Origin of the sequence: Pseudonocardia alaniniphila (assembly GCF_022524485.1) — a bacterium.
GTDB classification, from domain to species: Bacteria; Actinomycetota; Actinomycetes; order Mycobacteriales; family Pseudonocardiaceae; genus Pseudonocardia; species Pseudonocardia alaniniphila.
Genome location: NZ_JAKXMK010000022.1, coordinates 110,662 through 135,242, shown reverse-complemented (window position 1 = coordinate 135,242; position 24,581 = coordinate 110,662). Strand labels below are relative to the sequence as shown.

The 24,581-nt window shown below is 72.6% G+C and carries 23 protein-coding genes; 11 read left to right on the top strand and 12 right to left on the bottom strand.

The features are described 5' to 3' along the window. Positions 1–18: 18 nt before the first annotated feature. The 4 genes from MMF94_RS24665 to MMF94_RS24650 are packed head-to-tail and all read left to right on the top strand — an operon-like array spanning position 19 to position 4,812. On the top strand, positions 19–921 hold the full coding sequence (locus tag MMF94_RS24665; RefSeq protein WP_241039603.1) for an SDR family NAD(P)-dependent oxidoreductase: 903 nt from the start codon (positions 19–21) through the stop codon (positions 919–921). After that, positions 918–1,841 carry an amidohydrolase family protein gene (locus tag MMF94_RS24660; protein WP_241039539.1) on the top strand — a complete coding sequence of 308 codons (924 nt, stop codon included), beginning with the start codon at positions 918–920 and terminating at the stop codon, positions 1,839–1,841. The genes MMF94_RS24665 and MMF94_RS24660 overlap by 4 nt, the downstream gene beginning before the upstream one ends. Next, positions 1,838–3,505: an AMP-binding protein gene (locus tag MMF94_RS24655; RefSeq protein WP_241039538.1), complete on the top strand. Its 1,668-nt coding sequence runs from the start codon at positions 1,838–1,840 to the stop codon at positions 3,503–3,505. The genes MMF94_RS24660 and MMF94_RS24655 overlap by 4 nt, the downstream gene beginning before the upstream one ends. Beyond that, positions 3,502–4,812 carry an MFS transporter gene (locus MMF94_RS24650; RefSeq protein WP_241039537.1) on the top strand — a complete coding sequence of 437 codons (1,311 nt, stop codon included), beginning with the start codon at positions 3,502–3,504 and terminating at the stop codon, positions 4,810–4,812. Before MMF94_RS24655 ends, MMF94_RS24650 begins: the two co-directional genes overlap by 4 nt. A 63-nt stretch (positions 4,813–4,875) precedes the next feature. Here the strand turns inward: MMF94_RS24650 and MMF94_RS24645 are convergent, their stop codons facing one another. Continuing rightward, positions 4,876–5,154, bottom strand: coding sequence for a DUF6158 family protein (locus MMF94_RS24645; RefSeq protein WP_241039536.1), 279 nt, complete (start codon positions 5,152–5,154; stop codon positions 4,876–4,878). 137 nt (positions 5,155–5,291) lie between these two features. Here MMF94_RS24645 and MMF94_RS24640 point away from each other — a divergent pair, with 137 nt between their 5' ends. Together MMF94_RS24640 and MMF94_RS24635 are read left to right on the top strand one after the other, a co-directional pair. Further along, complete coding sequence (locus tag MMF94_RS24640; protein WP_241039535.1) at positions 5,292–7,142, top strand: DUF6461 domain-containing protein; 1,851 nt, start codon at positions 5,292–5,294, stop codon at positions 7,140–7,142. Positions 7,143–7,215: 73 nt separating this feature from the next. Beyond that, positions 7,216–7,518, top strand: coding sequence for a hypothetical protein (locus tag MMF94_RS24635; RefSeq protein WP_241039534.1), 303 nt, complete (start codon positions 7,216–7,218; stop codon positions 7,516–7,518). 12 nt (positions 7,519–7,530) lie between these two features. Here MMF94_RS24635 and MMF94_RS24630 read toward each other — a convergent pair whose 3' ends face one another. The 3 genes from MMF94_RS24630 to MMF94_RS24620 form a co-directional block, all read right to left on the bottom strand. After that, positions 7,531–8,394: a Rieske (2Fe-2S) protein gene (locus MMF94_RS24630; RefSeq protein WP_241039533.1), complete on the bottom strand. Its 864-nt coding sequence runs from the start codon at positions 8,392–8,394 to the stop codon at positions 7,531–7,533. Positions 8,395–8,467: 73 nt separating this feature from the next. Next, positions 8,468–9,172: a DUF1990 family protein gene (locus MMF94_RS24625; RefSeq protein ID WP_241039532.1), complete on the bottom strand. Its 705-nt coding sequence runs from the start codon at positions 9,170–9,172 to the stop codon at positions 8,468–8,470. A 5-nt stretch (positions 9,173–9,177) separates the two neighbouring features. Continuing rightward, the gene (locus MMF94_RS24620) at positions 9,178–9,393 is read right to left on the bottom strand and encodes a hypothetical protein (protein ID WP_241039602.1); all 216 of its coding nucleotides are present in this window, start codon (positions 9,391–9,393) and stop codon (positions 9,178–9,180) included. A gap of 26 nt (positions 9,394–9,419) precedes the next feature. Between MMF94_RS24620 and MMF94_RS24615 the strand changes: the two genes are divergently transcribed. Next, positions 9,420–10,151, top strand: a complete 732-nt coding sequence (locus MMF94_RS24615; RefSeq protein ID WP_241039531.1) for a DUF1990 family protein — start codon at positions 9,420–9,422, stop codon at positions 10,149–10,151. A gap of 9 nt (positions 10,152–10,160) precedes the next feature. Here MMF94_RS24615 and MMF94_RS24610 read toward each other — a convergent pair whose 3' ends face one another. Genes MMF94_RS24610 through MMF94_RS24600 form a run of 3 tightly spaced genes read right to left on the bottom strand, consistent with a single transcriptional unit; the run spans position 10,161 to position 13,026 of the window. Then, complete coding sequence (locus tag MMF94_RS24610; RefSeq protein WP_241039530.1) at positions 10,161–11,099, bottom strand: alpha/beta fold hydrolase; 939 nt, start codon at positions 11,097–11,099, stop codon at positions 10,161–10,163. Positions 11,100–11,145: 46 nt separating this feature from the next. Next, positions 11,146–12,345 (bottom strand): cytochrome P450, encoded by a 1,200-nt coding sequence (locus MMF94_RS24605; RefSeq protein ID WP_241039529.1) that lies wholly within the window; start codon positions 12,343–12,345, stop codon positions 11,146–11,148. Positions 12,346–12,399: 54 nt separating this feature from the next. After that, positions 12,400–13,026 carry a TetR/AcrR family transcriptional regulator gene (locus MMF94_RS24600; RefSeq protein ID WP_241039528.1) on the bottom strand — a complete coding sequence of 209 codons (627 nt, stop codon included), beginning with the start codon at positions 13,024–13,026 and terminating at the stop codon, positions 12,400–12,402. Between the two features lie 99 nt (positions 13,027–13,125). Between MMF94_RS24600 and MMF94_RS24595 the strand changes: the two genes are divergently transcribed. Further along, positions 13,126–13,833 (top strand): DUF5709 domain-containing protein, encoded by a 708-nt coding sequence (locus MMF94_RS24595; protein WP_241039527.1) that lies wholly within the window; start codon positions 13,126–13,128, stop codon positions 13,831–13,833. Positions 13,834–14,061: 228 nt separating this feature from the next. Here MMF94_RS24595 and MMF94_RS24590 read toward each other — a convergent pair whose 3' ends face one another. The 3 genes from MMF94_RS24590 to MMF94_RS24580 all read right to left on the bottom strand — a co-directional run bounded on the left by MMF94_RS24590 (position 14,062) and on the right by MMF94_RS24580 (position 16,264). Then, positions 14,062–14,475, bottom strand: coding sequence for an SsgA family sporulation/cell division regulator (locus tag MMF94_RS24590; protein WP_241039526.1), 414 nt, complete (start codon positions 14,473–14,475; stop codon positions 14,062–14,064). Between the two features lie 229 nt (positions 14,476–14,704). Beyond that, on the bottom strand, positions 14,705–15,178 hold the full coding sequence (locus tag MMF94_RS24585) for a hypothetical protein (protein WP_241039525.1): 474 nt from the start codon (positions 15,176–15,178) through the stop codon (positions 14,705–14,707). Between the two features lie 837 nt (positions 15,179–16,015). After that, entirely contained in the window at positions 16,016–16,264 is a 249-nt protein-coding gene (locus tag MMF94_RS24580; protein WP_241039524.1) for a hypothetical protein, read from the bottom strand. Between the two features lie 1,280 nt (positions 16,265–17,544). Here MMF94_RS24580 and MMF94_RS24575 point away from each other — a divergent pair. The 3 genes from MMF94_RS24575 (at position 17,545) to MMF94_RS24565 (ending at position 20,674) form a co-directional block, all read left to right on the top strand. Further along, positions 17,545–19,239 (top strand): AMP-binding protein, encoded by a 1,695-nt coding sequence (locus tag MMF94_RS24575; RefSeq protein WP_241039523.1) that lies wholly within the window; start codon positions 17,545–17,547, stop codon positions 19,237–19,239. A gap of 219 nt (positions 19,240–19,458) precedes the next feature. Then, positions 19,459–19,692, top strand: a complete 234-nt coding sequence (locus MMF94_RS24570; RefSeq protein ID WP_241039522.1) for a hypothetical protein — start codon at positions 19,459–19,461, stop codon at positions 19,690–19,692. 25 nt (positions 19,693–19,717) lie between these two features. Next, entirely contained in the window at positions 19,718–20,674 is a 957-nt protein-coding gene (locus MMF94_RS24565; protein WP_241039521.1) for a cobalamin biosynthesis protein, read from the top strand. A 1,164-nt stretch (positions 20,675–21,838) separates the two neighbouring features. Here MMF94_RS24565 and bla read toward each other — a convergent pair. Together bla and MMF94_RS24555 are read right to left on the bottom strand one after the other, a co-directional pair. Beyond that, entirely contained in the window at positions 21,839–22,741 is a 903-nt protein-coding gene (gene bla / locus MMF94_RS24560; RefSeq protein WP_379660364.1) for a class A beta-lactamase, read from the bottom strand. A 24-nt stretch (positions 22,742–22,765) separates the two neighbouring features. After that, on the bottom strand, positions 22,766–24,502 hold the full coding sequence (locus tag MMF94_RS24555) for a penicillin-binding transpeptidase domain-containing protein (protein ID WP_241039519.1): 1,737 nt from the start codon (positions 24,500–24,502) through the stop codon (positions 22,766–22,768). Positions 24,503–24,581: the final 79 nt, after the last annotated feature.

Sequence of the window (24,581 nt, the reverse complement as noted above, 5' to 3'; positions counted from 1 at the left end):
GATCCGGCAGGGGATCCGGTGCTGGCGGGACGGGTCGTGGTGGTGACCGGCTCCGGCCGGGGTCTCGGCCGGGCCTACGCACGGGCGGTCGCGGCGGCAGGCGCCGCGGTGGTCGTGAACGACGTGGACGCCGACGCCGCCGCCGTCGTGGTCGCGGAGATCGCCGCGGCGGGCGGCCGGGCCGTCCCGGTCGTCGCGCCGGTGGGGCCGACGGCCACGGCCGATGCGCTCGTCGCCGCCGCCGTGGAGCACTTCGGGCGGCTGGACGCGATGGTCACCAACGCCGGCCTGCTGCGCGACCGGACGATCGGCAAGATGTCCGATGAGGACTTCGACCTCGTGCTGGAGACCCACCTGCGCGGCACCTTCACCTGCGCGCGGGCGGCGCTGGCCCGGTTCCGCGAGCAGGGTGGGGGCGGCAGGCTGGTCCTCATCGGCTCACCCGCGGGCCAGCGGGCGAGCTTCGGGCAGACCAACTACTCGGCCGCCAAGGCCGGCATCGTCGGGATGACCAGAACGCTCGCCGCCGAGGCCGCCCGCCACGGCGTCACCGTGAACGCGCTGGTCCCGGTGGCGCTCACGCGGATGGTCGCCACCATCCCCGCGTTCGCCGAGGCCGTGGCGGCAGTGGAGGCGGGCGAACCCGTGCCGTCCCGGCTCCGCGAGGCCGGCGTGGGCACGGCGGAGGACGTGGCCCCGCTGCTGGTCTATCTGCTGTCGGGTGCCGCAGCGGGCGTCACCGGACAGGCGCTGGGTATCGGCGGCGACCGGATCACCGTCTGGACGCACCCCACCGTCGCGGCCGAGGTCTCGCGCGAGGGCGGATGGACGGCCGAGTCGATCGCAGAGGTCTTCCCGGAGCAGCTTGCGCCCCACCTGCAGCCCTACACCCCCGACGTGCCAGCGGAGGCCACCCGATGAACGAGCAGCAGCGGCTCGCGCCGACCGACCTCGTCGCCATCGACATGCACACCCACGTGCACTTCTCCACCCGCGCCGCGCAGTCGGAGGAGGGCAGCGCGCGCATGGCGGAGATGAAGAACCACTTCAAGTCCGACGTGCTCGGCATGGACCTGCACGGGCTCGCGGCGTTCTACCGCGAGCGCCGGATGGCCGCGGTGACGTTCACGATCGACTCGCTCGGCGATGTCGCCGAGCACGCCCCGACCAACGAGGAGATCGGCGAGATCGCGGCCGAGCACTCCGACGTGATCATCCCGTTCGCGAGCGTGCACCCGCTGCGCGGGAAGGGTGGGGCCAAGATCGCCCGGCGGCTGATCGAGCAGTACGGGTTCCGGGGCTTCAAGTTCCACCCGAGCGTCCAGGAGTTCTACCCGAACGACCCGGTGGCCTTCCCGATCTACGAGGTGCTCGCCGAGCACGGGCTGCCGGCGCTGTTCCACACCGGGCAGAACGGCGTGGGGTCGGGCACCCGCGGCGGCGGGGGCGTCCGGCTGAAGTACTCGAACCCGATGTTCCTCGACGACGTGGCCGTCGACTTCCCGGACATGCCGATCGTGATGGCCCACCCGTCGTTCCCGTGGCAGGACGAGGCGCTGGCCATCGCCGTGCACAAGGCGCAGGTGTACATCGACCTCTCCGGGTGGTCGCCGAAGTACTTCCCGCCCCAGCTCGTCCAGTACGCCAACACGCTGTTGCGCAAGAAGGTGCTCTTCGGCACCGACTTCCCGCTCTTCACCCCGGAGCGGTGGATCGCCGACCTCGAGAAGACCGAGATCCGCGACACCGTGAAACCGGGCATCATGCTGCACAACGCGGCCCGGCTGTTCGGGCTGGAGGTCGCGGCCGAGCCGCAGGTGCCGGCCACGGAACCGCGATGACCGCGGCCGGCCGTCACGTGAGCTCGACAGCACTCGCCGACAACATCGCCTCGCACTTCGAGCACATCGCCGACCTCGTGCCCGGGCGCGTGGCGGTGGCGGCAGGGGAGCGGGAGCTCACCTGGGCGCAGGTCGACGAGCTCGCCGACCGGCTGGCCGGATATCTGTATGCCCGGGGCATCCGGGCAGGCGACCGGTTCGGCATCAACGCCCGCAACTCGCCCGAGTACCTGGTGGCACTGCACGCGCTGCTGAAGCTGATGGCCGTGCCGATCAACATCAACTACCGCTACCGCGCCGAGGAGGTCCGCCACCTGCTGGCGAGCTCCGGGGCCCGTGGCGCGGTCGCCGACGCCGACCTCGCCGGCGTTGTCGCCGAGGCGGCGGAGCCGGTGGCGGGCTGCGACGTGCTCGTGGAGATCGCGGCGGACGGCGTCGGCTTCGGGACCGACGTCGCCGCCGCCGCGAGGCACCCGCGGCGCCCGCGGGGCGACACCGAGTGGCTGCTGTTCACCGGGGGGACCACCGGCTACCCGAAGGCCGTGGTAGGCAGCCAGGCCGAGCGACTACGGGCCGTGCGATCGGGCGGGTTCTCCGCACTCGGCCTCAACCCCGCCGACGGCGTCGAGGCGCTGCACCAGGCGCTCGACATCGAGCCGTTCGGCGAGCGCGGCACCGTGGCGCTGATCGCCCCACCGCTGATGCACGGCACCGGCCTGTACGGCGCGCTGGGTGCACTGGCCGTCGGGGCGCCGGTCGTGTTGCTGCCCGGCCGCAGCGTCACCGGGGAGGACATCGTGGCCGCGATCGCGCGGCACCGCGTCACCGAGCTGCACATCGTCGGCGACGCGTTCGCGCTGCGGCTGCTCGACGCCCTCGACGCGGCGCGCGACGCCGGCCGCCCGGCCGACATCGCCTCCCTCCGCAAGATGCGCAGTGTCGGGGCGGTGTGGAGCCCCGGGGTGAAGCGCAGGCTGCTCGCCTACGCCGACCTGACGCTGCTCGACACGATCGCGGCGTCCGAGGGCGGGGTGTACGCGCACTCGTCGGTCACCCGCAAGAACGTCGACGAGCAGGACGCGAGTTTCGTGCTGGCCGCCGGCGCACGCCTGCTCGACGACGACGACAACGACGTGCCGCCGGGCTCGGGCCAGGTGGGCATGCTCGCCGCCCCGGTCGTGCCCGAGGCGGGCTACGCCGGCGCGCCGGAGCAGACCGCCGCTGCCTTCCGCGACCTCGACGGCGTCCGCTACTCGATCCCGGGGGACATGGCCGTGCTGGAGGCGGACGGGCGGCTGCGACTGCTCGGGCGCGGCAGCTCCGTGATCAACACGGGCGGGGAGAAGGTGTACGCCGACGAGGTGGAGCTCGTGCTGCACGCCCACCCCGCCGTGCGCGACGTCGTGGTGCTGGGGGTTCCCGATCCCCGTTGGGGGAGCGCCGTGGCCGCCGTGGTCTCCCTGGAGCGCGGCACGCACGCGGACGCCGACGAGCTCGCGGCGTTCGTCGCCGAGCGCCTGGCCTCCTACAAGAAGCCACGCCAGGTCGCCGTGGTGCCCGAGGTCCAGCGGCTCAACACGGGCAAGGCCGATCTGGGCTGGGCCCGCGCGCAGTTCGACCGGCAGAGCGGGGAGCGGGACGCCACGGCGCCGACCGCCCGATGACCCCGCAGCCGGCGCGGGTGCGGAGGAGGAGCGGCTGGTGGGTGGTGGCGGGCGGCTCGGTGCTGCTCACGCTGCAGAACGGCTTGATCATGAGCGCGTTCGGCGCGTACCTCGTGGCGATCACGGCCGACACGGGCTGGTCGGCAGGGGTCATCGCGCTGGGCTACGCGATCGTCCAGCTGGGCAACGGGTTCATCTCGCCGATCACCGGGTGGTGCTGCGACCGCTTCGGCACCCGGGCCGTGTCGAGGATCGGGACGATCACCACAGCGGTCGGGTTCGCGCTGGCCAGCGTCGTCGGTGAGGCCACCCATTTCGTCGGGGCGGTCGTCGTGATCGCGCTCGGCTGCTCCGCCGCCGGGATGATGCCGCTGACCGTCGCGGTGGTGCAGTCGATCACCGAGCGGCGCACCCTCGCGCTGGGCCTGTTGCCGACCGGGGTGGCGCTCGGCGGTCTGGCCGTCCCGCTCGTGACCTGGGCGCTCGACGGCTTCGGCTGGCGCGCCACGTTCATGGGCGTGGCCGTGGTGATCTTCGTGGTCGGCCTCGCCGCTGGTGTCGTCCTGCCCACCGACAGGGCTCCGCGACCGGTCGTGGGCGCCGCGACGGCTTCCGAACCGGCGGTGGTCGACGGGGCGACGGCCGTGGCCGCGTCCGAGGACCAGGCCGGCAGTGGCGACCACGACCTGCGCAGCGCGCTGCGCACCGGCGCGTTCTGGCTGCTCATCGTGGGTCACGGATCCGCCCTCGTGGCGGTCAGCGCGGTGAACCTGCACCTTGTCCCGCTGATGACCCATCACCACGGCATACCGCTCGCGGTCGCGGGCCTCACCGTCGCGGTGATGTCGGTCGCGCAACTGCTCGGCCAGATCGTCACGGGGTTCATCGGGGACCGGGTCGACAAACGCTGGTACGCGGCGATCTGCATGATGGTGCAGACCGGGGTGCTGATCGCGCTCGCCATGGTGTCCGGCATCGGGCTCGTCGTGGCCGCGGCGATCGTCCACGGGATCGCGTGGGGGTTGCGCGGGCCGACGATGACGGCCCTTCGCACCGACTACTTCGGGATCGGCTCGTTCGGCACGATCATGGGCTGGTCGATGGGCTTCGTCTCGCTCGGGTTGGTGGTGGGACCGCTGCTCGTCAGCGCGCTCGCCGACGGGCCGACCGGCTACCCGGGGGCGTTCGTCGCGCTCGCCGTGGTGACGGGCCTCGGGTCGATCGCGTTCCTCGTGCTGCGCAAGCCCCGCCCGCCCGTCCGTGTGGTGCAGCAGGCGGTCGGGTGCGGGCGCCCCGAGGCGGCGTGAGCGGACCCCGGTCGCGCTCGGGGACGTGTCGGCCCGGACCTCCGGATGCGTTCCCGGGGCCGCTCAGCCGGGCGATCCGGTGATGTCGCGCCCGGGCACCGGCTGCCCCGCGTGCTCGCGGCTGCCGGCCCGGGTGCGCTGCGGGTCGGGGGCGCTCTCCTCGGGGAAGCGACGCAGGAACTCCCGCTCGAGGGCGAACATCCGCTGGGTGTGGACCTCGAGCGCCGTCTCGCTACCGCGCAGCAGCGTGTCGTGCCGGGTCTCGTGTATGTGGGCCAACTCGCGGCGGAGGTCGTCGTCGGCGAGCTCCTGGGGATCGATTCCGTGCGGACGGTCCGTCATGCCGCAGGGGTGCCCGCCGAGCGCGCCGACCATTCACCGGACCGGGTGATCGCCGATGCGCGTGATCGTTGAGAATGGCGGCTCCACGACCAAGGGGCGGGTCTGCTGTGGATCGACCGGAACCATCACGACTACCGGTGGCTCGGGCCGCCGAGCCGATGCGCGCGCCGGTGGCGGCCGCGTGGCCTGTCGGTGCGCCGGGCGCGCAGGCAACCGTGCCCGAGCCACCCGAGGGCGTCGCCGACGCGCTGGTGGAGATCGTGCTCAGCGCGCTACCCATGGTGGCGGGCCGCATCCCCGCCACACCCGTGGCGCTCCTCGGGAGGCTGGCGGCGCCCGCCGCCCCGGCCGACCCGCTCCGGCCTGCTCCGGGACGCCGGTCCGGGGTGGACCATCTCCTCGCGGAGCGGCTCCTCGGAGCGCTGGAGCTCACCGTCCCCGAGGTGGCGCTCGACATCCCCGAGGCTCTGCGCGGCCCCGCACGGGCCAGGGTGTCGCCGGGCAGGGGTGGCGTCGCCAGTATGTCGGCGAGCGGTGACAGTGAGGCCTACTCGGCCGTCACACTGCTCGACCAGATCGCACCCGGACTGCGCGAGCTCGTCGCCGGTCTCGTGGGCGCACTCGCGGAGCACGAGCGCATCGCCCCGCTGCTGGAGATCCCTCCGGGTGCCGAGCAGGACGTGGCCGCCGCCCACGGCGGGATTCACCTCGCGCTCGCGGTCGTCACGGCGCTGGCGGTGCTCAGGGCTGCCGCGCCCCCGATCCTCGGGGCGGAGCCACCGGTGGTGGTCGGGGTGGCACTGGACGCGGCGACGCGAGTGCTGCTTTCGCGTCCGATGCCCGTCGAGTACGCAGCGGCGCTGCGCGAGCGGCTGCGGGCCGAGTACGTCATCCCACGGTTCTCGGCGGGCGACGTTCCCGTGCTGGAGCACCGGTTCGCCTTGGTCGAGGGCGCCTTTCCCACCGCCATCGGGGAGCCGGCGAACGGGCTCGTCCAGGCGGTGCCGGGCGGGATCGTTCTGCGCACCGGCGTGAGCAGCGCCGCGGTGCCGGTGTGGCTGCGGGTGCTGTCCGAGGAGCCCACCGTGGTGGACCTGGCCTCGTGGCAGGAGGTCGTCGACATCAGCTACACGGCGGAGGAGGGGGCAGCCTCGCTGCTGGGCCCGGCGGCGCCGGCACCGTCGCACCTGCTGGGTCAGACCCCGCCGTGGCCCGGACCCGTACGGGCCCGCATCTCGGCCCGTGGCCGCGACGAGCACGGCGACGGCGGCGAACGCTACGAGATCGTCGTCTGGCCCGCGCCGCTCGCCGGGGAGGTGGTGCACAAGGCCACCGACCGGCTCGGCCACCGGCTGCGGGGCGAGCCGGAGCCGCCGGTCGTCGCCCGGCCCGAGGTCGCCTACCGCTGGGTGCGCGGCACCGGCCTCGGCCCGGCCGGCACGGTCATGGTCGTCACCGGAGCAGAACCGGAGCAGGTGCTGGCCGCGTTCGGCGCCGATCCGGCGCAGCCGGTGCCGCTGGCCGAGCTGTTCGGGCAGGCCGGTATCGACCCCTGGGTCGCCGTACTCCCGATCGACGGCGCGGTTCTCGCGCTGGAGTACAACGGCTGGCAGGGGGCGCAGGGGCCGGTGCTCCGGCGGGCCTCGGCGCACGGCTCCGCGGCGAGCATGTACTGGAACGTCAACGCGCTCACGAGCCTGTCCTTCGCACGCGACGGCGAGCTGCTGGCCTCGTTCGAGCCACCGCCGCCCGCACTCCCCGCCGACCCCGACGTTCTCGAGACGCTGGCGGGGCTCGAGCTCGAGGACTACCACGACCGGGTCGAGAAGGGTCTCGTCGCGGTCGAGCGGTTCACCGGTCGCGGTGTGCGTGCCGAGGACGTGGCGCTCGTCGAGGCGGCGGGAATCGCCTACCGCATCCACGGGGCATCCGGGTCCGACTCGGCGGGCGTCCTCTTCCGGGCCCCGGACCGCTCCGCCGGGAGTTGACCGCCGACGCTCTCGCGACCGAGACGATCGGCCCGGGTTGGCCGTCGCCGCGCCCACCAGGCAGGATGGCGGCGTGATCGTCCGAGTGACGGCCGAAGGCGCCGTCGTGCAGGACGCCGACGACCTCGGCCGCCTGCACCTGCAGACCGACCTCGACGCCGACGGTCTCCGGGCCGCGCTGACGACCACCGGCGTCGGCGAGCTGATCGACGCCGACAACGCCTGGCTGGATCTCGCCGTGCTGCGCTCGACGGCGCAGCTGGTCGCGACCGCTCCCGACTGGGCGGACCAGTGGGCGGGCATGACGGCCTACGCGGAGAAGAAGGGCTGGCTGTCGCCGGACGGGCGGTCGGTGCAGGTCCACATCGAGCGCTGACGCCGCGCCGGGTCAGTCCGGCGGGGCGATCCGGACCTCCAGCTTGCCGCTCACCACCCGCGTCTCGAACCGGGGCACGGGTGAGGTGGCCGGGCCGTGCACGACGTGGCCGTCGTCGAGCCGGAACTCGCTCCCGTGCCAGGGGCAGACCACCCGGGCGTTTCCGTCCGTGCCCACCACCTCACCGCCCGAGAGCGGGCCCGCCAGGTGGGGGCAGCGGTCGGCCAGCACATCCACCTGCTCACCGCGCCGCAGCACGAATACCGGCACTTCCCCCGCCGTCCGCCGCACCGGCGTGCCCTCGGCCACCTCGGAAAGCGCACCCAGCGGTTGCCAGCCCTGCGGCGCCAGGTCACTCACGCGGTCGGCGTGGTTGGCCCCGAGTGCGAGGTGGTAGGAGAGGTGGCCGCCGAGAGCTGCGCCCGCACCGGCGACGGCGGCTCCGGCCAGCGACAGCAGCCGTCCTCCGCGCCGCCCCCGGGCCCGCTTCCACAGGGCCGCGGCGTAGCAGCTCACCGCCAGCGCGTTCGTCGACGCGTGCACGAGCCCGACGCGCTGCTGGTCGGGGTGGGCCGCCGACCAGTCCGCCCATCCCGCGGCCGCGGTGGACGGCGTCAGGAGCAGGCCGGTGGCGATGAGACCGGTGGAGTAGCGGCGCTTCCCACCGACCAGGTCGATCAAGGACGCGGACAACAAGGACCCGAGCGTGAGATGCACCAGCGCGGGGTGCAGGGGGTGGCCCAGCCAGACCCCGTGCAATGCGTCCTTCACCCGGCGGTCGCGCAGCAGCCGCTGCACCACAGGGCGGATCGCCGCTGCGGGCCGGTCCAGCGCCTCGGCGCGTTCGAGACGGTCGATCTGGTCGAAAGGCTGCACAACCGGCGGTTGCCCGCGTCGACTCTCGGCAAACCCGCTGGTCAGGGGTTCGCCCATGTGGTTGACGGCCGGGTCAGCTGCCTGGGTGCACGAACGGCAGCGTCCACTTCTCGAACCGGCCCACTCCTACCCCGCTCGGTGCGCGGACGATCCCGTCCGGGCCGGGTGCCGGTGGGCAGGGTGGCGCCTGCATCAGCCGGTGCAGCCGGACCAGCGCGTGCCGGTAGAAGCGCAGCTGCGTGCGCCGCCCGAAGAGCCGGAACCCCGTGCGGAGCACCGGGTTGGGGATGGGTGCGCGCCGGGAGTAGGCGATGATCCGGAACTCGACGGTGCCCGTGGCGAGGTTCTTCGCCACCTCGTAGGTCAGCCGGCCTTGTTCCAGATGGCCGTGCAGGGTCTGGTAGGACCAGCCGACCACCCGCTCGGGCCCGTCGGCACCCTCGCGCACCTCGTCGTGCGCCGCGGTGATGCGTACCCCGATCAGGAAGCGCAGCAGGAGGAACCGGCCTTCCAGCAGCATGTCGCGGCCGACGAGGTCACCGGGCCAACGGAACGCCGCCCGCAGGATGCCGGGATCGCTGAACTCGTAGCCGTCGACGAGGGCTCGGGCCTTCTCGACCACCCCGCCGGGTTCCGGCTCGCCGGGTGCCTCCCGGCCGAGCACCACGACGCGCCGGTCCTGATGCCAGCCGTCGACGACGAACGGGGGAGCCTTCATCTCGTCGTAGTTGACCGGACGCCCGCGTAGCTCGCCCACCGTGGCCGCGAGGTCCTGCACGGTGGTCAGCGCCGATGGCCGGCGCGGTGCACGGCGTCCCCGATCAGCCAGAACATCGGGGGCCACAGCCCGACGAACAGCGCACGCCGCTCCGCGTTGCCGCGCTCGTCCTGGTCCACGGTCTTGGCGCGCAGCCACAGCCCGATGCACAACCCGATCGAGCCGAACGACGCGCCGTACAGCGACACGGCGGCACGGCGGAGCGCAGGACCAGTGGGGATCACGGGAATCGGGTACCCGAGGTGTCGTGCTCCTACTCCGCCGCTCGCGCCCTGCCCCCGGCAGCCTCGCCCACCGGACCGCGATCGTCCTCCGCTGGCCGATCGGATTGGCGCTGGTGACCTGGCAGTACATGTGGCGCACCACCCCGATCCACCGCTCCGAGAGCGCGGGCGACGACCACGACCGTCCCCCGCCGCTGCCGCCCGACGTGGTCGACGACGACCTCCAACCCGTCGAGGACGGCGTCGGCCCGATGTTCCACCGGCGCTACTGGGTTCGCGTAGAGGGAGCGCAGCAGCAGCCCGCGGAGGTGATCGCCGCGCTCGCGGGCGACCCGAACTGCGCCGCTCCCCGTGAGGTGGCGGTGTTCGAGAAGACGCGGGGAGCGCCGGGCGCCATGGCCGTCGGTGACGAGTTCCTGATCCGGATGCCGGGGCCATGGGACGGGCCGGTGCGGGTGGTCGACCGGACGGACACGTCGTTCCGGCTGGCCACCCTGCGCGGGCACCTGGAGGCGGGGCAGATCGAGTTCCGGTGCCGTCCGAAGAAGGACACGCTGGTCATCACGATCGAGGCGTGGGCGCGGTCGGGCGACCGGCTCTCGCATCTGCTCTACAGCAGGCTGCGGCTGGCCAAGGAGATCCAGCTGAACCTGTGGGTCGAGACCTGCCTGCGCCTGGCGGCCGGCACCGGCGGCCGGGCCCGAGGGGGTGTGCAGGTGCGCACGCAACGGTTGCCCGCCCCCCCCGGCGGGTGACAGGCGGCGTCAGCGCCGTCCGATCGGCACCGGAATCGCGGTCATCTCCAGCCATCCGGCGATCGAGAGGGCGATCTCGCGGCCGTTGTCCTCGAGCATGAGCATGTGGCCGTTGCCGGTGATCCCGGCGTCGGCGAGGAAGCGGTACTCGACGTCCGCGCCCAGCCCGGCCAGCCACTCGGCGGTGGCGCCGTCCTCGTCCCGCGGGTGCTCCAGGTCGGCGCTCCCGGTGACGATCAGTATCGGCAGCCCCGCGAAGTTGTCCGCTCGCTCCACACGGAGCTGCCCGCCCCGCAGGTTCTGCCGTTGCAGCAAGAGCGGGGCCGGGAGCGGGAGCAGCCCGGCGCGGAAGACGTCCACGGCGTGGCGGGGGAACCGCGTGGACTCCCGCCCGATCAGCTTCTCCTGGACGAACTGCTCGGTGGCGATGTAGCTGCCGGTCTTCGGGAACCGCCGGCGGGCCGGCGGCACGGCGAGCTCGATCTCCGAGTCGGTCTCGGCCACCACGACGGGCTCGGGCTGGATGTTGCCCGGTGGCCCCGGCGCGACCGCCACCAGCGCCTCGATGAGATTCCCGTGCGTCTCCACGAGCCGGAAGCCGAAGGGACCGGCCATCGAGTGGACGAGCAGGACGACCGGACGCCCCACCTGTTCCAGGAGCGCACCCAGCGCCGCGCAGACCAGATCGCCGGACAGCGCGTGCTCGCAGACGCTTCCGCTCCTGCCGATCCCGGGCCAGTCGGGGACCACGACGTCGTAGCCCTGGCCGGCGAAGTCGTGGGCCCAGCCCGGACGGCCGTCCGGAGTGCCCAGGTAGCACGCGCCGCTCAGGCAGCCGCCGTGGACCAGGACCATGACGGGCCGCTCGCCGTCGGCGACCGGGGTGAACCGCTCGTAGTAGAGCGGAGCAGGTGAGGTCACGTACCCCGTGCGAAAGCCTACGGACACCCATCAATCGTGATGGCGTGCGCAGGCCGGCGCAGCGTGAGAGGCGCTACTCCGCGCTGCCCCAGGCCAGCGGCAGCGTGTGCGGGCCGCGGACGAACGCGCCCTTGCGCCACTGCACGTCCTCGGGTGCCACGGCGAGACGCAGATCCGGGAACTCGCGCAGCAGGCTCCCGAGCGCCTCCTGCAGTTCCATCCGGGCCAACTGCGCACCGAGACAGTGGTGGGCGCCGTAGCCGAAACCGATGTGGCGGTTCGGCGCCCGGCCCAGCACCAGCGCCTGGGCGTCGTCGAACATCTCGGGGTCGCGGTTGGCGGCGTGGATCGACACCACCACGGCCTCACCCGCCCGCACCGTCACACCCGACAGCTCGACGTCCTCCTTCGCGATCCGTGGGAACCCTGCCGACGCCCCGAGCGGTGTGTAGCGCAGCAGCTCTTCCACGGCCGTCACGATCGCCTCGTGGTCACCCCGCAGCGCCGCGCCCCTGTCAGGGCGGGTGAGCAGCGTGTAGGTCATGTTGCCGATCTGGTTCATCGTGGTCTCGTGACCGGCGATGAGGATGCCGATGCCGAGGCCGATCAGCTCGCCCTCGTTCAGCCGGTCGCCCTCGTCCCGTGCGGTGACGAGTGCGCCGAGCAGGTCGTCGGTCGGGGTGGCCCGGCGCTGCGCCACCAGCCCCGCCATGTACGCGGCGAGCTTCTCGGTGGCCGCGACCCGCTGCTGCGGCGTCATCCCGGACGTCGACAGGGCGGCGTCGGAGGCCGTACGGAAGATGGGCCGGTCCTCGACGGGCACGCCCAGCAGCTCACAGATGATCGTGACCGGCAGCGGCACGGACACGTGCTCGACGAGGTCGGCTCCGGGGCCGGCCGCGCGCATGCCCGCGAGCAGCTCCGTGGTGAGCTCGGCCGCGCGGGGCCGCAGCGCTTCCACCCGGCGCGTGGTGAACGCCCTGGCCACGAGCTTGCGCAGGCGCGTGTGGTCGGGAGGGTCCATGTTGAGGATCGAGTTGACCTGGTGGTCGATCTCCGGCCGCACGCGCGGGACGTCCTGCCCGACGACGGCGGCGCGGCTGAAGCGAGGGTCACCCAGCACCGTGCGGACGTCGGCGTGCCGGACGGCGAGCCAGGCTTCTCCGCCGTAGGGCAGCGCCACCCGGGAGACCGGCTCGTCGCGAAGCAGGTCCTGGTAGACGGGGTCGAGTTCGAGCCGGTCGGGCTCACTGAAGGGATATGTCCGAACCATGGAATTCTCCGATGCAAGCGGCCGCTTACGCCGACGCTAGCAAGAAGTGCCGACTCAGGGAGAACGGCGCGGACCGAGCAGGGTGGTGGCCGCCCGCAGCACGTGATCCCTGACCACCTGCGGGTCGTGGAGCGGCCCCGCGCGCAGCACGGACCGGTTGAGGGCGATCCCGAGCAGCCACGCCAGCAGCAGGTCGGCACGTACCTCGGCGTCGGCCGGGTCGTCGGTGTCGACCAGCGAGGCGAACGCGGTGGAGTAGGCCGCGCACAGCCGGATCCGGATGTCCTCGGCCACCCGGGAGCTCCCCGCGGCCCGGAGCACCGCCATCAGGGTCTCGGCATTGCGACCGCCGTGCTCGTCGTCCAGCACCGCGGCCAGCGTGCGTTCCAGCAGGGCCTCACGCGGGACCTCGGCGAGCAGCTCCGTCGCCTTGTCCAGGACGGCCGCGGAGAACAGGCCCTCCTTGCTGCCGAAGTAGCGGAACAGCAGCGACTGGTTCACCCCGGCACGGTCGGCGATCGCGCGGACCGTCGTGGCGTCGTAGCCGACCGTGGCGAAGAGGGCGCGTCCCGCGTCGGCCAGGGCTTTCCGCGTGGCGGCCGAGTCGCGCGGGCGGCCGGTCGCCGGAACAGGCGGGGCCGCGCTTCTCACTCCGGCGCCCCCAGCTGGATACGGCGTCATGTGTCCTCCTCCTGCACGTGCAGCTGATGAGAACACACATCGGGCGCAGCGAGGGTGAGCATCCGGTGTGGGGTCCAAGGGGCCGGGGTAACCGGGGCAATGGCTCAGCGAGACTACGAGGAGCAGCCCGAGGCCCCGGACCTAGGCGCATCCGTGCAGCTGGAGAACGACGAGTACCTCGGAGGACCTCCCGGCGACCGCGACGCGCTCGACGCGGGCTACGTGCCGCCGGACCGGCCGTACGCGCTCGACGAGGACGGCGTGACCGCCCGAGAGATGCGGGAGGGCGAGACGCTCGACGAGCGGCTCCGCCGCGAGCAGGGCGACGAGGAGATCGACCCCGACCGTGCCGGCAGGCTGGTGATGCAGGGGGAGGGCGCCGCGCTCGAGACGTCCGACGCTCTGGACGCCATGGACGTCGGGATCGACGGCGGCGCCGCGCCCGCCGAGGAGGCCGCGGTGCACGAGACCGACGACCCGGAGCTCGACGACGAGCCGTCGCTCGCGACGTCGGCGGCATTGGACGACCCGGAGCTCGACGCGGCTCTCGCCGACGATCCGCTCGCCGGGAAGGCGCGGGTGGAGGCCGCGCGGGACGTCAGCGCGGATGGCGAGATCTTCGACCCCCGCTCGATACCGGTGGCCGAAGGAGGGGATCTGTCCGGATGGGGAGTGGACCCCGCGCCGGCTCGCGACACTGCCCACCGGGATCCGGCGGCAGGCCTCGACGCCGACCGGGAAACCGGCGGTGCGGCCGCGCCCGCCTCGGGGCGCGACGATGCCGGGCCGATCACGGGTCTGCCCTGAGTTCGAATGCACGGACCGGCGTTCGTGATAGGGAGCGGAACGACCTGGTCCTCTGCGCTGTCTGTGATGTGCGATGGGCGGCGCGCTGCCGCCGAGCACCGGGAGTGGCACCGTGGTGCCGCTCGCTCAGGTCCTCCCGGTGGTGGTGCTCATCGTGCTGTTCCTGCCCGCGGGGCGACGGTCGGGCTGGTCCATACGGTGGCGCCTCTTCCGCCGAGCGGTCGGCGCTTATTCGGCGCAGCTCTGCGTGATCTTCGCGATCTCCTCGTCGAGGTCCATTCGGTTGATTTCGTCACCAAGCGCCACGATGTCGATCGTCGACTCGATGAAGTGGCGCAGCAGGTCGCGGTCGACCTCCAGCACGGCGCGACCCTCGATGGAGCGGATCTCGATCTCCACGATGTCGTAGCCCTGCACCTCGTGCGGCGACATCCGGATATCGCCCTCACCGACCGCACCGGTGATCGAGTCGATCACGAGATCGCGGGCCACCAGCCACTCGATCCATCGATCGTTCCTGGTCGCGACGGCGAGAGAGATGGCGAACGGGTCGGACGCGGTGTAGGTCCATCGCGTCACGACCGGAGCTGGTTGGCCGTGCAGCACTGTGAACATGTCCTGCTGGACCGAGTCGGTGGTCATGCTGGTCGCCCCCTGGCGATTGATCGGGGCCGTCGCTCATGCGGCGGCGTCTGTTGAGGAGATCGACGGTCAGGCCCGTAACGCTGCATGTGCGACAGGTCTTCACCCGAACAAGTGAGTCAAGGGCGTCCGGGTGTACGGGTTGTGACTGATAGTCACGACCGTTGTGGTGGTTATCCGGCGTGTTGCCTGCGCCGTTCGGCGCCCGCGTTCCCCGCGGGCAATGTGGTCACCTGTCGTGCTCTGTTGTGACCACCCAGATCCCGCTTTTGCCGGTTCGGCCGGGTTGCGCCACCGTGAGGGCGAGGCGCTGCCCGCCCGGTCTGCGCACTTCGACGATGCCGTCCGGACCAGGTTGAGCCTCGGCGTCGGTCCAGCCGTACGCCGCTGAGGCGTAGGACACCGCCACCTCCGCCGGATCGAGCAACCAGGGCTGGGAACCGTTGTCGACCGCCGCTTGGAGCGCGGCGGCCTCAGCGGCACCAGCCGCGGGCCAGGGGAGCTCTGCTGCTGATCCGGCCGGTGCCGGCGTGGTCGTCTCCTCCTGCGCCGTCTGCGGCGCCGACTGCGGGGCCGGCGGCTGCACGGGCGGTGCGGTGGGTCCCGCACCGGTCGGCAGACCACCGCCACCGCAGCCTGCGAGCAGCAGGGCGGCGAGAAAAGCGACCGCAGCTGCGCGGCCACTTCGCGGGAGATCGAACACGTCGTGAACGGTATTCGGTCCGACACGCTGGAAGGGCCCGATCAGATCGGCACGTACGGGGGATCGAACGATCTCACCTCACTGGGGTGCCGAAATGGATCTCCGTCGGGCCCGGTGATCACCCGAACCGCGGGGCGTGGAGGGGCGACTCGCGGGCCGAGGAGGCTGCCGGGTCGTGTCCGTCGGTTGTGGACGACCAGCCGGGCCGCCGACGGCTGGTCGGGGCGACTTCGGCTGTCGGGTTGTGGTCGGCGGTTCGGGACGAGCATCTGGGCTGCGGGCGGCTATCGGTGATCATGGCCGGCGACTGGTGGAGCCGATCTTGGATGCCGGGTGGTGATCGGTGGTCCGGGACGAATAACCGCACTTCAGGCGGCTGTGCGGCCGAAACAGGTGATCATGGAAGGGCCGGCCGGGACGACCTTGGTTGCCGCGTGGTGATCGGCGGCGTGCCCCCGCTCGGTGATCATGAGCGCGGCGGCCGAGCCGGCGGAACGCCCCTGGGCGGCGGGCCTCTGCCGCCTGCTCGTGATCATGTGGCCTGCGGATGGTTCCACCCGCGGCCGCGCCTTCCCGATCGGTGAGCGCCGGCGGGGCGGCCGGGCTGGCGAGTCGTGATCAGCAGTTGGGACAAACGGCCGCGTCGCACGCGGCTCCGGGCCTCCTGTGGAGATCATCGTCGAGCCTTGGTGGGGTCGGGCCGGCGATCGGGTCTTGATCGGCATTTGTGGACCGGCAGCTGTGTGACACGCGGTCGCGCGTCCCCAAGCGGTGATCATGGGCGGGCCGGGTTGGTCGGGGTGGGTCGTGATCAACGGTTGGGGCCCGGTAACCGGGTCATAGGGGGCTGCGGGTCCCCAGTTGGTGATCATGATCAACGGGCTGGTTGGGCCCGACTTCCGCGCGGTCGGCCACTTGCGCAGGGTCGAGCCCAGGGGCTTCGAGCACCTCGGGCACGACCTTGGCCCGCTCGCTGCCGCGGCCCCACACCACCAGCGGGTCGCCGACGATGTCGTTGATCGGCGGTTGCGGGCCGGTGACCGCGCCACACGCGACGTCCTTCCCCCGAGCAGAGCGCGTGCGCACCGCCGCGTCGGCGGCGAGACGAGTGGGTGCTCATCGACCCCCAGAACCGCGCCGCGCGGCGCGGCCAGCGGGCTGCCGCCGCCCGGGCGCGGAGACGGTCGACGACTGGCTGGGTCGGGCCTGCTGGTGGGTCTTGATCGGCGTTTGGGGACCGGCAGCTGTGTGACACGCGGTCGTGAGTCCCCAAGCGGTGATCATGGGTGGGCCGGGTTGGTGGAGGTGGGGCGAGATCAGCGGGTGGGGCCCGGTAACCGGGTCATAGGCGGCTCCGGGTCCCCGTTCGATGATCATGGCCAGCAGGCTGGCTGGGCCGGCCCGACTTCCGCGTTGATCAGTGGCCACGCGGCCGTCCTCGCCCCGAGCAGTTCGCACGCGCGCCGCTGCCTCGGCGGCGAGACGAGTGGGTGTTCATCGGCTCCCAGAACCGCGCCGCGTGCCGCATGGCCAGCAGGCCCACCGCCACCCGGGCGCGGCGACCGCCGAAGGCCGGCGGGTCGGGTCTTGATCGGCGTTTGGGGACCAGGATTTGTGTGTCACGCGCCTGTGCGTCCCTAAACGGTGATCATGGGTGGGCCGGGTTGGTCGAGGCGGGTCGTGATCAACGGCTCGGGCCCGGTAACCGCGTCAGACGCGGCTCTGGGTCCCCATTTGGTGATCATGGCCAACGGGTTGGCGGGGCCCGACTTCCGCGCTTTGATCGGCATTTGGGGACCGGTACCCGTGTGACACGCGGTCGCGCGTCCGCAATCGGTGATCACGGGCGGACCGACCCTGTCGACCCTTGGCCGGCAGGTCTTGATCGACATCTCAGGACGGGCAACCGCGCCATAGGCGGCTACGCGTCCCCAACCGGTGATCATCGCGACAGGTCGGGCCCGGCTACCAACCTGTGGCCGGCGATCGAGACCGGTGGCCACGCCACACGCGGCCGTCGTCCCCTCTCGTCGATCGCCCTCAACGGCCGACGGGGTCGGGCTGGCTGCCATGTGGCAGCGGCGCGCGGGTGGGCGGAGAAGGGAGCGCGGTTCGCAGGGGGCGACTTTCGGGTGGTACGGGCGATCCTCCGCCGGGGCCACCGGATGGGCGACTCGCAGTCGTCCGACTCGCGGGCGGCCGGCGGGCAACTCGGGGGCAGCGGGCCGGCGACTCGCGGTCACGCCGGGGGCGACTCGCGGGCGGCGGGCGGGCGCCTGGCGGGGTGGGGGTGTGCCGACCCGTGCCGCTGGGCGTGTGCCCTCACTAGGGTGCGATCAGCAGAGTGGCAAACCCGAGGTGAGGTCATGAATCGGTCGGCAGAAGCTTTCTACGCGGCGCGCGAGTTCCTCGTTGCCCATCGCGAGGACTACGACACGGCCTACCGTGACTTCCACTGGCCCGAGATCGACGAGTTCAACTGGGCGCTCGACCACTTCGACGCCGTCGGGGCCGATCCCGAGCGGGGAGCCGCCCGCGCGCTGTGGATCGTCGAGCAGGACGGGAGCGAGGCGCACTGGACGTTCGCGGAGCTGTCCGCCAGGTCCAACCAGGTCGCCAACTGGCTCCGCGAGCACGGTGTCGCGCGCGGCGATCGGATCATCCTCATGCTCGGCAACCAGGTCGAGCTCTGGGAGACCCTGCTCGCCGCGATGAAGCTCGGCGCGGTGGTCATCCCGGCCACGACGCTGCTCACCGCGTCCGACCTGCGCGACCGGCTCGACCGCGGCGGTGCCAGGCACGTGGTGGTCGGTGGGACCGACGCCGGGAAGTTCGAGGGCGTCGAGGGCGACTACACCCGCATCGCCGTCCGGGGCGCGCCCGAGGGCTGGCTCGACTACGCCGACGCGGACGCCGCGTCCACGGACTTCGCCCCCGACGGCGTCACCCGCGGCTCGGACACACTCCTGCTCTACTTCACCTCCGGCACCACCGCCAAGCCGAAGCTCGTGGAGCACACCCACGCCTCCTACCCGGTGGGGCACCTGTCGACCATGTATTGGATCGGTCTGCAGCCGGGCGACGTCCACCTGAACATCTCCTCGCCGGGCTGGGCCAAGCACGCGTGGAGCAACGTCTTCGCACCCTGGATCGCCGAGTCCTGCGTGCTCGTCATGAACTACGCCCGCTTCGACGCCTCCTCGGTGCTCGGGGTGCTCGACCGCTGCGGCGTCACGAGCTTCTGCGCCCCGCCCACGGTGTGGCGCATGCTCATCCAGGCCGACCTCTCCGGGCTCGCGAACCCACCGAAGAAGGTCGTCGGTGCGGGGGAGCCGCTCAACCCCGAGGTGATCGAGCAGGTCGACAAGGCCTGGGGCGTGCAGATCCGCGACGGTTTCGGGCAGACCGAGAGCTCGGTGCAGATCGGCAACCCGCCGGGGCAGCGGATCAAGCCAGGGTCGATGGGCCGTCCGGTCCCCGGCTTCCCGATCGTGCTGATCGACCCGGCCACCGGGGAGCCTGCCGAGGAGGGGGAGATCTGCATCGACCTCTCGCGGCGCCCGCTCGGGCTGATGGTCGGCTACGCCGGTGACCCCGAGCGCAACGCCGAGGCGATGGCGGGCGGGTACTACCACACCGGTGACGTCGGTTCACGCGACGCCGATGGCTACATCACCTACGTCGGGCGCTCGGACGACGTGTTCAAGGCATCGGACTACCGGATCAGCCCGTTCGAGTTGGAGAGCGTGCTCATCGAGCATCCGGCGGTCGCCGAAGCCGCCGTCGTGCCGTCGCCGGACGCGCTGCGCCTCGCGGTCCCGAAGGCGTACGTGGTGCTCGCCGCGGGGCACGAGCCGACGGAGGAGACGGCGCGTTCGATCCTGGAGTTCGCGCGCGCCAACCTCGCGCCGTACAAGTGGGTCAGGCGCCTGGAGTTCGCCGCGCTGCCCAAGACCATCTCGGGCAAGATCCGGCGCGTCGAGCTGCGGGGCCGGGAGACCGAGCTGCACGGTTCGGAGCGCGAGACCGACGGGCCACCGAGCGGCGAGTTCGTTCTCTGAGACGGCTCCGAATGGTGACGGGACGGCGCTGTACCCACTCTTTCGGCTCTGTACTCGTTCATCCGATCTCCTGCGCTGAGCGGTGAATAGTGACCGTCGGTCGTCGCGAGCTGCGACGTCCTGGTCCGGAGGGGTGGCGCTGACCGCAACTCATCCGCCGCTCGCCGACGTCCTTTCAAAATTGAAACGTCCTCTCCGATCGAGCATGTTGGACCGGTCGTGACGCAACCACGCACGCCGGAGAGCGGGTCATTGGCGGAGGTGATGGCCGGCATGCCCGAGGTGTGGCGACGGCTGCTGGCCGCACACGTCGCCGACCGTATGGGCCGGTGCGCCGCCTGCCGCACATCCAGTGGGTCGGGCTCGCGCTGGCCGTGCACCCTGCACCGGATCGCCACCGAGGCCGAGCGGCTGTACGGCCTCCGCCTCGGCCAGGCGGTCGGCGGAGGGTAGGACGCACCGCCGTACCGTCCCGGATGTGAGGGCGAACGGGTGGGCGCGGCCGGCCGGGCTGCTTCTGGGCACGGCGGCCGACGCTCTGTTCGGCGACCCTCGGCGGGGGCATCCGGTGGCCGGTTTCGGGGCGCTCGCCCTCGCGCTCGAACGGCGTTGCTACGCCGACAGCAGGCGAGCCGGTGCCGCGTACACGGCCGTTCTCGTGGGGGCGGCCACCGGTGTGGGAATGCTCGCCCGGCGTGCGGTGGCAGGCCGCCCGCTCGCCGAGGTGGCGCTCACCGCCACAGCCACCTGGGCCGTGCTCGGTGGCGCGTCGCTCGCCGGCCACGGCACGGCACTCGCCGTCGAGCTCACCGGCGGCGACCTCGACGCGGCGCGCTCCCGGCTGCCGTCCCTCTGCGGACGCGACCCCGCCGCACTCGACGCCCTGGGAATGGCCAGGGCCGGCACCGAGTCGATGGCCGAGAACACCTCCGACGCCGTGGTGGCCCCGCTGCTGTGGGGCGCGGTGGCCGGCCTTCCCGGCCTCCTCGGCTACCGCGCCGTCAACACCCTCGACGCGATGGTCGGCTACCGCTCGGCCCGCTACCTCCGGTTCGGCTGGGCATCCGCCCGGCTCGACGATCTGGTCAACCTCCTGCCCGCCCGAGTGGCGGCGCTGCTGTTCGCGGCACTCGCCCCCGCTGTCGGCGGCTCACCCCGGCAGGCGCTGGCGGCATGGCGCCAGGACGCCGGTGCCCACCCCAGCCCGAACGCGGGCCCCGTCGAGGCGGCTGCGGCGGGGGCGCTCGGCGTCGGGCTCGGGGGACGCACCGTCTACCGGCACGGGGTGGAGGAACGCCCCCGCCTGGGCTCCGGCCACCCACCCGCACCTGCGGACCTGCGCCGGGCCGCGGGCCTGTCCCGGCTGGTCGGGTGGGCGTCAGCCGGGCTTGCGGCCGTACTGGCCGCCGGCGTGGCGGCGGCACGGACGCGCTGACCGGCCGCCGATCCTTTGACGCCGCCGAGGGCCGGGCTGAACCCGGTTGCGACGCCATGATCAACGGCTGGGGACGCACAACCGCGCCACGAACGGCTGCGCGTCCCCAGCCGGTGATCATGGACGGGCCGACCGTGCCGACGCTCTCGCTGCCAGGTCTTGATCACCAGATGGGGACCGGCAACCGTGCTACAGGCGGTTACGCGTCCCCGTTCGGTGATCATCGCCGGCCGGATCGGCCTCGGCTGCCAGGCTCGTGGATCGACGGCCGCGCCGACGCATCCCCACCGGTGATACCTCCCGGCTTGCGGGGATGCCGGCTGTCAGGGCTTGAGCTGCAGATCGGGAGGGTGCCACGCGGTGATCATCGCCGACCGCCGGCGGGTCGGGCCGCTGGCGGATCTTGATCGGCATTTGGGGACCGACCGCTGCGCGATAGGCGGCTGCGCGTCCCCAATGGGTGATCATGGGCGGGTCGGCCGGGTCGTCGTCCTGGTTGGCGGTTCTTGATCGGCAGTTCGGGACGGGCAACCGCGCCACAGGCGGCTGTCCGTCCGCAATGGGTGATCATGGGCCGGCCGGCCGGGTCGTCGCTCTGGTTGGCGGTTCTTGATCAGCGGGTGGGGACTGGTAACCGCGCCAGGGGCGGCTCCGGGTCCCCATTTGGTGATCATGGCCAATGGGTCGGCTGGGTCAGCCCGATCTCCGCGCTTGATCAGCGGTTGACGCCCGGCGGTCGCACCCCACACGGCCGTCCTTCCCCGATCGGTGATCGCCGCCGGCTGGTTGGGGCGGACTGGCCGGCGGATCTTGATCGGCATTTGGGGGCCGGCAGCTGTGCGGCGCACGCCTGCGCGTCCACAACCGGTGATCATGGGCGGGCCGGCCGGGTCGTCGCTCTGGTTGGCGACGCTTGATCAGCAGTTCGGGATGGGCAACCGCGCCACACGTGGCTGCGCGTCCCCAGTCGGTGATCATGAGCTGGGCCGCCAGGCCGAGTTCGCCGGGCGCCCGTGCCACGCGCGGCCGCGCCTCGACCGGACGGGCTGGGCCGGGCGGCCTGGTCGTGATCGGTACGTGGGTCCGGCCACCGGGCCACACGCGGCTACCCGTCCCCGATCGATGGTCATGTATGCGGACCGCCGCACAGTCCGGCGCGGGATGTCAGCGGAGTTCGGCTGCCGCGATGGCTGCGGCCTGGGAGATGAGGGCGTTGTCGGGCTGTTCCTCACGGCCGTCGCGGGTGGACAGGACCGCGAGGACGATCGGGGCGCCGCCCGGAGGCCAGGCGACGGCGATGTCATTGGCGGTTCCGTAGCTGCCGGAGCCGGTCTTGTCGGCCACCTGCCAGCCGGGCGGTAGGCCGGCGCGGATGCGGGCGGCGCCGGTGGTGTTGCGGACGAGCCAGTCGGTCAGGAGGGCGCGGTCGGCGGGGTCGAGCCGTTCGCCAAGGACGAGGTCGCGCAGGTTGCCGGCGATGGCGCGGGGGCTGGTGGTGTCTCGGTCGTCTCCGGGGATCGCGCTGTTGAGCTCGGTCTCGCGGCGGTCCAGGCGGGTCACGCCGTCACCGAGGAGGCGTGCGTAGTCGGTGACGGCGCCGGGGCCGCCGATGTCGTCGAGCAGCAGGTTGCCTGCGGTGTTGTCGCTGTAGCGGATCGCGGCGTCGCACAGTTCGGCGATGGTCAGTCCGTCGGCGACGTGGTCCTCGGTGATCGGGGAGTACTCCACGACATCGCTCGTGCTGTAGCGGACCCGGGTCTGCAGGTGCTCGGGCGGGGTCTTGGCGAGCATCGCGGCGACGGCGAGCACCTTGAACGTCGAGCAGAGGGGGAACCGCTCGTCGGCGCGGTGGGCGAGCTCTGCTCCGGTGCCGGTGTGCACGGCGTAGAGCCCGAGCCGTGCGTCGAAGCGGGTCTCGAGTTCGGCGAGCCGGGCGGATGCGGCGGGTCCGGGTGCGGGCGCCGGGGGTGCCGCGGCCGGTGGGGAGGGTGCTCGGCCGCAGGCTACGAGCGGCAGCAGCAGCGTGGCTCCCAGTACCGCGCGCCTGCCGACCGTGGAGTTGTGCATGGTCGTACTCCTCATGCGCTCTGGCTAGGGATTGGGCGTGGCCTCGAGGAAGCGCCCTGCGGCGTCGACGGCCGGCCGCGAGGTCTCGCCGCCCACAACGAGCACGGCGAAGGCCAGGTCGCCCCGGGTGCCGATGAACCAGCCGTGGGAACGGGTGCCGTCGCCGAACTGGGCGGTGCCGGTCTTGCCGGTCACGCCGGGCAGGTCGGCGAGTTGCGACGCCGAGCCGTCGGTGACGACCTCCCGCATCATCGTGGCGAGCTCGGTCCGCAGCTGGTCGGGTAGCGGCGCCTGCTCGCCGCCGTCGCGGGTGAGGGTCCCGGGCCTGCCCTGGATCAGGGTCGGGCTCGGAGTGCGGCCGTGGGCCACGGTGGCGGCGACCAGGGCCATGCCGAACGGGCTGGCGACGACGCGCCCCTGACCGATGGAGTTCTCGACCTGCTCCGCGGGCGTCGTGGCATCCGGGACGCTGCCGGTGACGGTGGTGATCCCGGGGATGTCCCAGTCCGTCCCCAGGCCGAGGCGAGCCGCGGTCCGGCGCAGCGCGGTGGGGTCGAGGCCGACACCGAGGCGAGCGAAGGTGGTGTTGCACGAGTGCGCGAACGCCGTGTGCATCGGCACCGAGCCGAGGTCGAACCCGTCGTCGTTGGGGATCTGGCGGCCCTGGATGTTCTCCGTGCCGGGACAGGCGAGCACGGTGTCGGGGGTGACGGAGCCCGCATCCAGTGCGGCCGTCGCGGTCACGACCTTGAACGTCGATCCGGGCGGGAAGACGCCGGAGAGCGCGATCGGGCCCTGCGCGTCGGCGGCCGGGTTCTGCGCGACGGCGAGGATCTCCCCGGTGGACGGGCGGAGGGCGATGAGCGCGGCCGGCTCGTCGAGCCTGCCGAGTGCGTCCTGCGCGGCGGTCTGGGCGCGGAGGTCGAGGGTGAGCGTCACGTCCTGGGGTGGCGCGGGGTCCTGTCCGGCGATGCGGGTGCGGACGGTGCCCGCGGTGTCGACCACGACGACCTGCCAGCCCGCCCCGGCCGTGTCCTGGTCCCTCGCCAGCTCGGTCAGGGCCGGTGAGGACAGTCCGCGCTCGGTGAGGCGGCGCTGTTGCTGGGAGAGCACGATCCCGGGAACGTCACGCAATGCCGATTCGACGCGGGCGGCGTCGTCCTCGCGCAGGGTGATCAGCGTGACCGGGCCGGTGGCGCCCGTTGTGGCGCTGCGCAGCGATGCCCGCGTCACGCTCGGATCGATCCGGGCCAGGACGGGAGCGACGGTGTTCACGGTGCGCTCCAGGTCCGTGGTGCGGGCGGGGTCCAGTCGCACGAGCGTCACCGTTGCGGGCCGGATGAGCGGGGCCCCTCCTCGGTCGAGGTCGCGCCCGGGTGTCGCAGGCAACGTCTGGAGTTCCAGCCCGTCCCCGGGCTGCAGCGCGTCGTGCAGGACCGACGGCGCCCAGTGGACCTTCCAGCCGTCGTCTGCTTGCCGGACGGTGCCGTGCGCGAGGTAGGACCAGACGTGCCCGTTGCCGAAGTCCCAGGTGGCGCGGTAGGAGAACTGCTCGTCGTTCACCTCTTCCAGGCCGGTGGTGAGCCGCGGATGCTCCAGCCCGTCGAACACCGCGTTGACCAGCGTGGTGGCGGCCGGTGGGTCGTCGGTGGTGGCGGCGGTCGCCGCCGTGTCGCCCCGGGCGAGCGCGCTGATGAAGTTCTCGGCTGCCGTGCGGGGACCGGAGGTCCCGAACAGCGAACACGACGCGACCGTCACCATCAGCGCTAGCGTTATCGCCGCTACGGCAAGGCTCCGCCGACGGCTCCTGTATCTGGTCACCTGCTCAGACAATCCGGGC